This is a genomic window from Vibrio marinisediminis (assembly GCF_014050145.1).
Classification (GTDB): Bacteria; Pseudomonadota; Gammaproteobacteria; order Enterobacterales; family Vibrionaceae; genus Vibrio; species Vibrio marinisediminis.
This window is the reverse complement of record NZ_JACFYF010000002.1, coordinates 256,115-267,651: the sequence shown is the minus strand read 5'-3', so window position 1 is coordinate 267,651 and position 11,537 is coordinate 256,115. Positions and strand designations below refer to the sequence as shown.

The window sequence follows — 11,537 nt, the reverse complement described above, 5'->3', positions numbered from 1 at the left end:
TAAAATGATAAAGGCGGCGATTTTATCAGCATTAGTTATGCTGTCAAAAGAAAATGTGACCCGAATAAAACTCTTTATTATTCAGTAGGATAAAATGTAAGATTTATCCTGCAACACGGGATTTTCCGTTGGTCTTTGGTTGACTCAACTGCTGTACAAGGGGCTATGACATTGAACTGAGCCGGTTTTGAAACCATAGGGAGACAAAATCCACGAAGACTCGAATTCGTTTTGGTTGATAACGATCTTTATGGAATATGGTTGAGAAGGGAACACTGGCTATTCTCCAGTCGGGCATAACTTCGACCAAATTGCCTTGAGACAACTCCTCTTCACAATAAACTTTTGGTACTCGAATGAGACCATTGCCAAGTGTTGCCGCTTTTATTAGAGCACGCCCGTTTTTACAAGTGAATTTCCCTTTTACGTGAATGTCGTAATGTTTTTTTTCGCTATCAGCGCTAATGAAACTCCATTTAGTGACAGACCCTGTCAAAGTTCGGTGCTGCGATAGCTCTTTTGGGTGGAGTGGTGCGCCATACCTGTCGACATAACAAGGGCTGGCAAGTGTCACCATATCAACATCCATCAAGTGTTTTGCAATAAAACCAGCATCTTCTAGTGTACCCATGCGAAAGGCGACATCGAATTGGTCTTCTATTAAGTCAATTCTTGGGCTGGAGAAATCAAGGTCAACCGTGACTTGTGGGTATTGCAGCATAAATTCCGCTATAGCTTGTGCAATCATCTCTTCGCCAAGATACCCGCCAACACAGTTTACTCTAATCAAACCTTGGACTTGCTTGGTGTCATCAGCAGCAGCAATAAGTGCTTGGTCTATTTGTTTTAAAGCACTTTCACATTGGTGGAAAAAACGTTCACCAGCTTGAGTCATACGGAGTGTTCTCGTGGTCCGAGTAAGAAGCGTTACCCCCATCTGCTTTTCCAATGCGCTTATCTGGCGAGAAACGTGAGAACGAGACACTTCGAGTGCTTCGGCCGCCTTAGTAAAATTGCCCAATTGAGCTATTAGTATAAACGAGCGTATATCAGACAGGTTGATATTGTTCAGCATTTAAGTGCCTCCGAGTTTTATTGGAGTATCGCATATTGTTGCAGCTGTGCAACAGTGATTGAACTTAAATGCTATATATCAACGATCAACCTATGAGTAAGATACCGTCATTGCCGCAGAGAATGCTCGGCTATTCAAATGATTATTGGAGATTAAAATGAAAAAGCTAATTGTAATCACAGGTGCAAGTTCAGGTATTGGTGAAGCGATTGCTCGTCGTCTAAGTAGTGCAGGTCACCCATTACTTCTTATTGCTCGTCGCATGGAGCGTCTTGAAGCACTTAATTTGCCAAATACATTATGTGAAAAGGTTGATGTATTAGATAAGGCATCATTTGAAGCGGCAATTGAAAAAGCAGAAGCGCAATTTGGACCGACAGATTGTATCGTAAACAATGCAGGCATGATGTTGCTGAGCGAGCTTGATGTACAAGACCCAGCAGAATGGAAAAGCATGTTTGATGTAAACGTGATTGGCTTAATGAATGGTATGCAAGCGGTACTGGCACCAATGAAACAGCGCCGTAGTGGTACCATCATCAACATTAGCTCAGTTGCTGGTCGTAAGACTTTCCCTAACCACGCGGCATACTGCGGAACCAAATTTGCGGTACACGCTATTTCAGAAAACGTACGCGAAGAAGTTGCAAATTTTGATGTACGCGTAACGACAATTGCCCCTGGTGCGGTTGAAACGGAACTGTTGTCTCACACTTCATCAGATGAGATTAAAGCGGGTTACGATAGCTGGAAAGATGAAATGGGTGGTGTATTGGCAGCCGATGACATCGCACGAGCGGTTGAATATGCTTACAACCAGCCACAAGGCGTTTGTGTACGTGAAATAGTGATTGCTCCAACGCGTCAACAGCCTTAATCGAAACATCGCTTAACAAGCCCCTTATTTGGGGCTTTTTTTGTATTTGCTGTTTAGAGGTGCGAGGCGATTCCCTGTAAAAAGAAAGCGAAACATAAGTGGATAATTTTGAGTGTGAGCTTTATCGCATTTACCGTGAGTCCAGGTAATGGATTATGTTATCTGTGATGTGCAATGTAAGAGCGATGTTAATTTAATTGCTATCATATCGGCATAAAATGCTGCAAAAAAGTATCAAGCCAGCAGATTCGGTAGTTCAAACTATTGGTTTTGTTGATGGCGATTAATAATATCAATCATTAAATAATATTTAGTGTTATTCACTATTCATTGGTTTTATTAAAAGAATTATTCTTTTTTTTAATACATTTTAATGGCAAATTACTTCGATGATTGATAATGTGTGCGGCAATCTCTGTATGAATTTAGAGTTATCTGTTTGAAAGATGAGCAAGGTAATTTTTTGATCGCTGCCGTTCAGTGATCATGCAGAGAAGTCATGGATGCAAATGAAAAACTTGGAGTTTTACGCATGTATAAGAATAAAATCACTCAGGCCCTTCTTTTAGGTGCTGGTCTAGCAATGGCCTCTACCGCAACTTTTGCTGCTGAAGTTCCAGCTGGCGTTCAGTTAGCGGATAAACAAGAACTTGTTCGTGGTAACGGTACGGAAGTTGCCACAATTGACCCGCATAAATCTCAAGGTGTTCCAGAGTCTCACGTTATTCGTGATCTTCTAGAAGGACTAGTGAACCAAGATGCTGACGGCAACACAATCCCTGGTGCTGCTGAAAGCTGGGAAACTACCGATAACCAAACCTACACTTTCCATATCCGTAAAGACGCTACATGGTCAAATGGTGACCCTGTTACAGCGCAAGACTTTGTGTTTAGCTTCCAGCGTTTAGTTGATCCTAATACCGCGTCTCCGTACTCTTGGTACATGGAATACACCAAAATGAAGAACGCGAAAGCGATCATCGCAGGTAAAGCTGACAAAGAAACGCTAGGTGTAAAAGCACTTGATGACAAAACTCTCGTCGTTGAACTTGACTCTCCAGTACCATACTTCGTTATGATGATGGGACACCAGTCAACGTCTCCTGTACATCAAGCGACCGTTGAGAAATATGGTGATCAATGGACTAAACCGGAACACTTCGTTGGTAACGGTGCCTACACGGTTGATAAATGGGTTGTGAATGAGCGCCTAGTGCTTAAGCGCAATGAGAAGTACTGGGACAATGATAAGACAGTTATCAATCAAGTAACTTTCCTTCCGATTGAAAACCAAGTGTCAGAAATGAACCGTTTCTTATCGGGCGAAATTGATTTCACAATGGAATTGCCAGTTGAGCACTTTAAGCGCTTACAAAAAGAGCACCCTGAATCAGTTTCAGTTGTCGGTAACCTGTGTACCTACTACTACCTATTCAATACTAAGAAAGCGCCATTTGACGACGTTCGCGTTCGTAAAGCGATCTCTTACGCGATTGACCGTAACGTAGTTACTGATCTTATTCTTGCTCAAGGTCAAAAACCTGCTTACTTCCTAACGCCTGAAATTACCGCTGGCTTCGATCCAGAAGCGCCAGCGTATGGTCAAATGACTCAAAAAGAACGTAATGCAGAAGCGGCACGTCTATTGGCTGAAGCGGGTTACGGTAAAGACAACCCACTATCGTTCTCTCTACTTTACAACACATCTGAAAACCATAAAAAGATTGCTGTAGCACTTGGCTCTATGTGGAAGAAGACCCTTGGTCTTAACGTCACACTAGAAAACCAAGAGTGGAAAACATACCTATCAACGAAAGACTCAGGTAACTTCGAAGTCGCTCGTGCTGGTTGGTGTGGTGACTACAACGAAGCTTCATCGTTCTTAACGCTAATGAAGAGCGGCAACACCACTGGCGGTATTCACTACGATAGCAAAGCATACGATCAAGTGATGGAGAAAGCGATTCAAGCTACTTCAGAAGAAGAGCGTACTGCGTTATACCGTGAAGCGGAAATCATGCTAGCGAACGATATGCCACTGGCGCCTATCTATCAATACGTGAAATCACGTCTTCTTTCTCAAAAAGTTGGCGGTTTCCCAGATGGAAACGCTGAAGAGAAAATCTACTCTAAAGATCTATACATCATTAAGTAATCGATCGAATAAATAGAACTATAACAATATAGGCACTGCACGTGATTTTTCACGTGCAGGGTCTTGTTACATTTAACTGTCACAGACTGAAAGAGCGAATTTATGTTTAAATTTATCGCAAAAAGGATATTTGAGGCGATCCCAACAATGTTGGTTTTGATCACCGTATCTTTCTTTCTCATGCGTTTCGCACCGGGTAACCCATTCTCAAGTGAGCGTCCTTTACCACCAGAAGTAATGGCGAACATTGAAGCAAAATACGGGCTTGATAAGCCAGTATCAGAGCAGTACTTCACGTACTTAACCAATGTTGTCCAAGGTGATTTTGGTCCTTCATTTAAGTACTTAGATTATTCAGTAAATGAACTGATCTCAGTAGCTTTACCGGTTTCGGCTAAAATTGGTGCCATCGCGTTTATCTTTACTGTATTACTTGGTGTGTCGATCGGAACCATATCCGCACTCAAGCAAAATACTTGGGTGGACTACACCGTTATGTCTACCGCCATGTTAGGTGTTGTGCTGCCGTCCTTTGTTTTGGCACCCGCACTTATCTACATTTTTGCCCTTAATCTAAAGGTGCTCCCTGCGGGTGGTTGGAATGATGGAAGCTGGCAATACATTGTTCTGCCCGTGATTGCAATGTCATTGCTCTACGTCGCGACGTTTGCCCGTATTACCCGTGGTTCAATGATTGAAACCCTAAACAGTAACTTTATTCGTACCGCACGAGCGAAAGGCTTAAGTTACCGCTATATCATTATTAAGCATGCTCTTAAACCAGCATTGCTTCCTGTTGTGTCTTATATGGGGCCTGCGTTCGTTGGCATCATTACCGGCTCAGTTGTGGTTGAGACTATTTTCGGTCTACCTGGCATCGGTAAATTGTTCGTCAATGCAGCCTTTAACCGCGATTACTCGCTAGTAATGGGTGTCACCATTTTGATTGGTTTCCTATTCATTTTGTTCAACGCTATCGTTGATATCTTACTAGCAATGATCGACCCGAAAATTCGCTACTAACAGGGACGTATGGTTATGTTAACTAAAAAAGAAAACCTTGAAGCGATCGAGAAGTTCTCTGAGAACTTAGAAATTGAAGGTCGCAGTTTATGGCAAGATGCTCGTATCCGCTTTATGCGCAATAAAGCAGCGATGGTGAGCTTATTTATTCTTGTTTTGATGACATTGGCAGTAATTATTCTACCAATGATCGCGCCGTATGCATTTGATGACACTGATTGGTACGCGATGCATGTAGGTCCAAACGCTGAGCATTGGTTTGGTACTGACTCGCTGGGTCGTGATCTCTATGTACGTACACTCATTGGTGGCCGTATCTCTCTAATGGTCGGGGTGATGGGTGCATTGGTAGCGGTATTGATCGGTACACTTTACGGTGCAGCTTCTGGCTTTATCGGTGGTCGTACTGACCGTGTCATGATGCGTATTCTTGAAATACTTTACGCAGTGCCATTTATGTTCCTTGTTATCGTACTCGTGACATTCTTTGGTCGTAATATCATTTTGATCTTCGTTGCTATTGGTGCCATTGCTTGGCTAGATATGGCGCGTATTGTACGTGGTCAAACATTGAGCCTGCGTAGTAAAGAATTTATCGAAGCGGCACATGTATCGGGCGTGAGTAATTGGAAGATTATTACTCGCCATATCGTACCGAACGTTTTGGGTATCGTAGCGGTTTACTCAACGCTGCTTATTCCAAGCATGATTCTGACTGAATCATTCCTTTCATTCCTTGGTCTTGGTGTTCAAGAGCCGATGACAAGTTGGGGCGCGTTACTTCAAGAGGGTGCGCAAACAATGGAAGTTGCAATTTGGCAGTTAGCATTCCCTGCGCTGTTCATGGTAGTAACTCTATTCTGCTTCAACTACGTTGGTGACGGTCTGCGTGATGCGCTTGATCCGAAAGACAGATAATTAAAATTCTAAGATTAAGGAAGCAAAGATGAGCTTATTAGATGTTAAAGATCTGCGCGTAGAGTTTACCACTCAAGATGGTATTGTCACCGCAGTCAACGATCTGAACTTCTCTCTAGAACAAGGTGAAACCTTGGGTATTGTCGGTGAGTCAGGTTCAGGTAAATCACAAACGGTTTTCGCTATCATGGGTTTGCTTGCCAAAAACGGCATCATTTCCGGTAGTGCGAAATTTGAAGGTCGAGAAATTCTCAATCTGCGCGAGAAGGAACTGAATAAAGTTCGTGCTGAGCAGATTGCGATGATCTTCCAAGATCCAATGACTTCATTAAACCCATACATGAAAGTAAGCGATCAGCTTATGGAAGTGTTAATGCTACATAAAGGCATGGGTAAAGCAGAAGCATTTGAAGAGTCAGTTCGCATGCTGGAAGCGGTAAAGATTCCAGAAGCGCGTAAACGTATCACCATGTACCCACACGAGTTTTCTGGTGGTATGCGCCAGCGTGTAATGATTGCAATGGCATTGCTATGCCGCCCTAAATTGTTGATTGCTGATGAACCGACCACGGCACTAGACGTGACGGTTCAAGCGCAGATTATGGACCTACTAAACGAACTGAAAAGTGAGTTTAATACTGCGATTATCATGATCACTCATGACTTAGGTGTGGTTGCAGGATCGTGTGACAAAGTGCTGGTAATGTACGCTGGTCGTACAATGGAATATGGCACTGTCGATGAAATATTTTACCAACCGAGTCACCCATACGCGGAAGGTCTGTTGAAAGCGATTCCTCGTTTGGATACGGAAGGTGAGGTACTTCCAACCATCCCAGGTAACCCGCCAAACTTATTACGTTTGCCACCGGGTTGCCCGTACCAAGAGCGCTGTCATCGCGCCTTGGATCAATGTAAACGTGAAGCACCAATTTTGACGCCATTTGGCGATGGTCGCCAGCGTGCTTGTTTTTCTGAATGGGAGGCTTGGAGCAAATGAGTGTCGATAAAAAATTACTGTTAGATGTTAAAAACTTAAAAGTACACTTTAGCATTGCAGCTAAGTCTGCTTGGCCATGGAGCAAACCATCAAACCTAAAAGCGGTAGATGGCGTTGACGTTCGCTTATACGAAGGCGAAACCCTTGGTGTTGTTGGTGAGTCAGGCTGTGGTAAGTCAACGTTTGCTCGTGCAATCATTGGTTTGGTTGAAGCAACAGATGGTGAAGTGGTTTGGTTGGGTCAAGATCTAACCAAAATGAAAGCGGTTCAACGTCGTGAAACTCGCAAAGAGATTCAGATGATTTTCCAAGACCCGTTGGCATCACTGAACCCACGTATGACGGTTGGCGACATCATCGCTGAGCCTTTGGAAACCTTCTATCCAGAACTGCCAAAGCAAGACGTGAAAGACCGTGTTAAAGAGATGATGGCGAAGGTGGGTCTACTGCCTAACGTAATTAACCGTTACCCGCACGAATTCTCTGGTGGTCAGTGTCAGCGTATCGGTATTGCTCGTGCATTGATCTTGAAGCCAAAGATGATCATTTGTGATGAACCAGTATCAGCACTGGATGTATCGATTCAGGCTCAGGTTGTTAACCTTTTGAAAGAACTTCAAAAGGAGTTGGGCTTATCGTTGGTATTCATTGCTCATGATTTGTCGGTAGTGAAGCACATTTCTGACCGAGTCTTGGTAATGTACTTGGGTAATGCGGTAGAGCTGGGTGAGTCTGAAGCGCTGTTTGCTGATCCTAAGCACCCATACACGCGTGCGTTAATGTCAGCCGTACCGATCCCTGATCCTGCTCTTGAGCGTAAGAAGAAAATTCAAATGTTGGAAGGTGACTTACCGTCGCCAATTAACCCTCCATCAGGCTGTGTTTTCCGCACTCGATGTCCAGAAGCAACCGAGTTGTGCTCAAAACAGAGACCAACCATTCAAGGTACAGATGTTCATGCTGTTTCTTGTTTGAATGTAATTATCTAAACTAATTCAGCCTGTGACGGGCTATAGCGCGGCTTCTTAGTAGGTCGCGCTTTTTTTATATCTGAATAAAATAATGGCGGCTATTTTCTGGGCACTAAAGGCAGAATGTTGATTTGAGTCAGTTGTATATGGCACGTCGTCTTGATTTAGAATTCCGTATGCTATCTAATCCCACTTGGCGTAATCCTGCGTCTTGACCCACTGATAGTATGTTAACGTAAAATGAAAAAATCACTTGTTTCAATGGCTGTATTTGGCCTTATTGCTTCCTCTCCAGTTTTCGCTTCAACCACACTGAATGTGTATAACTGGTCTGAATACCTACCTCAATCGATCATCGAAGACTTCACCAAAGAAACCGGCATTAAAGTTAATTATGCGACCTTCGAAAGTAACGAAACCATGTATGCCAAGCTTAAATTGCTAAACGGTCAAGGTTTCGACATCGTTGTTCCATCCACTTACTACGTTTCTAAGCTGGCGAATGATGATTTGCTGCATAAGCTAGATAAATCGAAAATCAAACAATTCGCTCAGTTAGATTCGACGATTTTGAACCAAAACTTTGACCCTGAGAACAACTACTCAATCCCATATATGTGGGGCAGTACGGCGATTGCGTACAACGCAGATGCCATCGACGGTAGTCAAATTGATAGCTGGGCAGATTTGTGGAACAGCGAATACGCGGGTCAGCTATTACTGACAGACGATGTTCGTGATGTTATGGGTATGGCACTCATTCTTGATGGTCACAATGTGAACTCTCAAGATGCCGCGGAGTTGAAACAAGCATTTGAACGTTTACAAAAGATTAAACCAAACGTGACTGTGTTCAATTCAGATGCGCCACATGTACCACTGGTTACGGGTGAAGTGAATGTTGGTATGCAGTGGAATGGTACCGCTTATCGCGCACAAAAAGAAAACTCAGCAATTCAATTTGTTTACCCAGCAGAAGGTGCCATCTTCTGGATGGACAATATTGTTATTCCTAAGCAGTCAGAGAATAAAGAAGCGGCATACGCGTTTATCAACTTCCTGCTAGAGCCAGAAAACCAAGCCACTATCGTTAAAGAGATTGGCTATGCTGTGCCGAACTTACATGCGATGGAGTTTTTGCCAACAGAGATCCGCGATAGCGAAATTATTTTCCCACCTGCAGATGTGAAGCAAAAAGGGCAATTCTTAGGTAGTGTTGGTGAAGCAGTGAGTGTTTACGAACGTTACTGGATGGAGCTTAAGAAATAGTGAAAGTTATCTACACCGAAAAACAACGACTTCATCGCGTGAAGTATGAGTTTCTCTCAGGCGAACCAACGGCGTGTTTTGAAAAACCAGAACGTGCTGACATGGTGCTTAATGCGATAAGTGAGCATGGTGGCTTTACGGTGAGTGAACCAGAAAGCTTTGGCATTGCGCCAATGCTTTGGGTTCATACTCAAGATTATGTAGAGTTCTTGCAATCGGCTTGGTCTGAATGGGAAGAGCGCTTTGGTGATGAGCATGACGCATCGCCATACTGCTTTGTTAGCCCGCGCTACTTACGCCATCGAATTCCTAAAGATATTGAAGGCAAGCTCGGTTATTACAGCTTTGATATGACGGCTGCGATTACCAAGACCAGTTGGCAGGCAATCCAAGCCGCGGCAGACTGCGCTCTCACGGGGGCCAAAATGATCACCAATGGTGAACATTCGGCGTTCGCTTTATGTCGTCCGCCTGGGCATCACGCCGCTCCCGATATGATGGGTGGCTACTGTTATATCAACAACGCTGCGATGGCGGCAGAATCACTGCGCCGAAATGGCAAAGGGAAAGTGGCGATTTTGGATTTGGATTACCATCACGGTAATGGTACGCAGAGCATTTTCTACGACCGTGACGATGTGTTGTTTGTTTCCATCCATGGGGACCCAGATTACGACTATCCACACTACCTAGGTTTTGCTGATGAAACTGGCGAGGGCAAAGGCAGAGGTTACAACCTTAACTTACCGTTGCCACAAGGCAAAACGGACTGGTCTCTGTACGCACCAGCATTGACTACCGCACTTGAAAAGATTCGATCATTTGGGGCTGAAGCCTTGGTCATTTCGTTGGGTATGGACACTTACGAACATGATCCAATTAGCTACTTCAAGCTTAAACGTGAAGATTATCAATCAATCGGTGAGCAACTGAGTACGCTAGGTATTCCAACTCTGTTCGTGTTTGAAGGAGGTTACGCAGTTGATGACCTCGGATACAACACCGTTGCCGTTCTTGATGGCTTTATGAGTTAATTTAATCGCCCTTGCAGAATCCATGCAGGGGCGATTTTTATATGGTTGTTAGAAAAATTAGAACAACTTCTGCAATTTATTCCCCTTAACTGAATCACGCTGCGCTCTATACTGGATTGAGATTAAATTAATAGAATCATTAATTGGTTAGACTGAAGCGGAGGCAGAGATGGGAAAGCTAGTTGAAGGTGTATGGCATGATGTTTGGTACGACACTAAGTCAAACAGTGGCAAATTTGTCCGTGAAGATGCCGGTTTTCGTGGTTGGATAAAGAACCAACCTAATGCTCAGTTTCAGCCTGATTCAGGTCGCTACCACCTTTATGTTTCATTAGCCTGTCCTTGGGCGCATCGAGCTCTAATTTTCCGCAGCCTTAAAAGCCTTAAACAGCATATTGATGTAACGGTAGTTTGCCCAGACATGCTGACAGAAGGGTGGCAGTTAGGGTTACCAGAGCCATTATTTGGTCATACTCGACTTCATCAAATATATACCCAAGCGAAACCAGATTACACAGGTAGAGTGACCGTTCCAGTATTGTGGGACAAGAAGACTAACACCATCGTCAGTAACGAATCTTCAGAAATTATCCGTATGTTCAACTCGGAATTTAACCAGCTTACCGACAATAATCTTGATTTTTATCCAGAACATCTACGTAGCTTGATTGATGAATGGAACGATTTCATTTATCCCAATATCAATAATGGTGTGTATCGATGTGGCTTTGCGACCACGCAAGAAGCGTACGATGAAGCTCATGATAATTTATTTGAGGCACTGGACAGAGTTGAGCGCCATTTGGAAACGCATCGCTACCTAGCGGGTAACCAAATTACTGAAGCTGACTGGCGCTTGTTCACCACACTAGTACGTTTTGATGCGGTTTATGTGGGTCATTTTAAATGTAATAAGCAACGTATCGCCGACTATCCTAACCTGCAAGGCTATTTAAAAGAGCTCTATCAGGAACAAGGGATAAAAGAGACCACAGACTTTTATCATATTAAGCGTCATTACTATTTCAGCCATACCGGAATCAACCCAACTCAAATTGTTCCTAAAGGACCTGAACTCGACTTAGATTCTGCGCATGGTCGTGACGCCCTATAGCTCAAATCTATTATTGAACTTTCTCATTTGACCTCGCTATTTAGCGAGGTTTTTTTATGGTCAATCTCAGTGGTTAGCCAAAAGAAAAATTTCAAAGAGTG

The 11,537-nt window shown here is 43.5% G+C and carries 10 protein-coding genes; 9 read left to right on the top strand and 1 reads right to left on the bottom strand.

Features of this window, described 5'->3' with window-relative positions:
- Positions 1–163 precede the first annotated feature (163 nt).
- On the bottom strand, positions 164–1,075 hold the full coding sequence (locus tag H2O73_RS05415) for a LysR family transcriptional regulator (protein WP_182107394.1): 912 nt from the start codon (positions 1,073–1,075) through the stop codon (positions 164–166).
- 157 nt (positions 1,076–1,232) lie between these two features.
- On the opposite strand from H2O73_RS05415, the gene H2O73_RS05410 reads away from it, so the two are divergent.
- The 9 genes from H2O73_RS05410 to H2O73_RS05370 all read left to right on the top strand — a co-directional run bounded on the left by H2O73_RS05410 (position 1,233) and on the right by H2O73_RS05370 (position 11,436).
- The gene (locus tag H2O73_RS05410) at positions 1,233–1,952 is read left to right on the top strand and encodes an SDR family oxidoreductase (protein ID WP_182107392.1); all 720 of its coding nucleotides are present in this window, start codon (positions 1,233–1,235) and stop codon (positions 1,950–1,952) included.
- 532 nt (positions 1,953–2,484) lie between these two features.
- A complete protein-coding gene (locus H2O73_RS05405; RefSeq protein ID WP_182107390.1) occupies positions 2,485–4,107 on the top strand; it encodes an ABC transporter substrate-binding protein in 1,623 nt (540 codons plus the stop codon).
- A 102-nt stretch (positions 4,108–4,209) separates the two neighbouring features.
- Complete coding sequence (oppB, locus tag H2O73_RS05400) at positions 4,210–5,130, top strand: oligopeptide ABC transporter permease OppB (RefSeq protein WP_182107388.1); 921 nt, start codon at positions 4,210–4,212, stop codon at positions 5,128–5,130.
- Between the two features lie 15 nt (positions 5,131–5,145).
- The gene (oppC, locus tag H2O73_RS05395; RefSeq protein ID WP_182107386.1) at positions 5,146–6,048 is read left to right on the top strand and encodes an oligopeptide ABC transporter permease OppC; all 903 of its coding nucleotides are present in this window, start codon (positions 5,146–5,148) and stop codon (positions 6,046–6,048) included.
- A 28-nt stretch (positions 6,049–6,076) separates the two neighbouring features.
- On the top strand, positions 6,077–7,048 hold the full coding sequence (locus H2O73_RS05390) for an ABC transporter ATP-binding protein (protein ID WP_182107384.1): 972 nt from the start codon (positions 6,077–6,079) through the stop codon (positions 7,046–7,048).
- Complete coding sequence (gene oppF, locus H2O73_RS05385; RefSeq protein ID WP_281364211.1) at positions 7,045–8,037, top strand: murein tripeptide/oligopeptide ABC transporter ATP binding protein OppF; 993 nt, start codon at positions 7,045–7,047, stop codon at positions 8,035–8,037. The genes H2O73_RS05390 and oppF overlap by 4 nt, the downstream gene beginning before the upstream one ends.
- Positions 8,038–8,259: 222 nt before the next feature.
- On the top strand, positions 8,260–9,288 hold the full coding sequence (locus H2O73_RS05380) for an ABC transporter substrate-binding protein (protein ID WP_182107382.1): 1,029 nt from the start codon (positions 8,260–8,262) through the stop codon (positions 9,286–9,288).
- Positions 9,288–10,322 (top strand): histone deacetylase family protein, encoded by a 1,035-nt coding sequence (locus tag H2O73_RS05375; RefSeq protein WP_182107380.1) that lies wholly within the window; start codon positions 9,288–9,290, stop codon positions 10,320–10,322. Before H2O73_RS05380 ends, H2O73_RS05375 begins: the two co-directional genes overlap by 1 nt.
- A 169-nt stretch (positions 10,323–10,491) precedes the next feature.
- On the top strand, positions 10,492–11,436 hold the full coding sequence (locus tag H2O73_RS05370; RefSeq protein WP_182107378.1) for a glutathione S-transferase family protein: 945 nt from the start codon (positions 10,492–10,494) through the stop codon (positions 11,434–11,436).
- Positions 11,437–11,537: the final 101 nt, after the last annotated feature.

Coding starts and splice junctions, on each gene's coding strand:
- H2O73_RS05405 (WP_182107390.1), top strand. CDS start 2,485: ATGTATAAGAATAAAATCACTCAGGCCCTTCTTTTAGGTGCTGGTCTA.
- H2O73_RS05415 (WP_182107394.1), bottom strand. CDS start 1,075: ATGCTGAACAATATCAACCTGTCTGATATACGCTCGTTTATACTAATA.
- H2O73_RS05390 (WP_182107384.1), top strand. CDS start 6,077: ATGAGCTTATTAGATGTTAAAGATCTGCGCGTAGAGTTTACCACTCAA.
- oppF (WP_281364211.1), top strand. CDS start 7,045: ATGAGTGTCGATAAAAAATTACTGTTAGATGTTAAAAACTTAAAAGTA.
- H2O73_RS05380 (WP_182107382.1), top strand. CDS start 8,260: ATGAAAAAATCACTTGTTTCAATGGCTGTATTTGGCCTTATTGCTTCC.
- oppC (WP_182107386.1), top strand. CDS start 5,146: ATGTTAACTAAAAAAGAAAACCTTGAAGCGATCGAGAAGTTCTCTGAG.
- oppB (WP_182107388.1), top strand. CDS start 4,210: ATGTTTAAATTTATCGCAAAAAGGATATTTGAGGCGATCCCAACAATG.
- H2O73_RS05410 (WP_182107392.1), top strand. CDS start 1,233: ATGAAAAAGCTAATTGTAATCACAGGTGCAAGTTCAGGTATTGGTGAA.
- H2O73_RS05370 (WP_182107378.1), top strand. CDS start 10,492: ATGGGAAAGCTAGTTGAAGGTGTATGGCATGATGTTTGGTACGACACT.